The organism is Alcanivorax sp. HI0044, from assembly GCF_001634945.1.
The window spans coordinates 1-445 of the sequence record NZ_LWEZ01000868.1; the positions used below are offsets into that span (position 1 = coordinate 1).

General features: G+C 64.0%; 1 protein-coding gene. It reads left to right on the forward strand.

From position 1 onward, the window contains the following. On the forward strand, positions 1 to 445 hold a 445-nt coding region (locus A3730_RS31490; RefSeq protein ID WP_197477421.1), incomplete at both ends, for a hypothetical protein.

Consider the following 445-nt stretch of genomic DNA (forward strand, 5'->3'; position numbering starts at 1 on the left):
AAGCTTTGTTCACAGTGGTGACACCGATACCAGCAAGCTGCAACCGCTCACCCTGACCCTGAAGCAGGTGGCCGACACCGTGGCCGTACTGGGCCTGGGCCAGCCCCGGGCACTGGTGGAAGAACAACTCCACGCCATGGAAGATATCGTCGCCGGCAACGCACCCGCCGAACGCGAAAGCCTGATGGATATCGCCGGGGCCCTGCTCTACGTGGAAGCGACCCTGGCCGGCATCAGTGGCGACCAGCGCAATGCACGAAGCTACAACGGCCAGGGCGATGACATGCCCAGCCATGTGGGCCAGGCCATGGACGCGGTGCTGCGCGAATGCCGCGCCGGGCTGGAAGAAGCCAAAGACGGCATCGTGGAATTCATTGCCTCGCAGTGGAATACCGATCCGCTGCAAGTGGTACCGGAGCGCCTCAATGCGGTCCGCGGTGGCCTG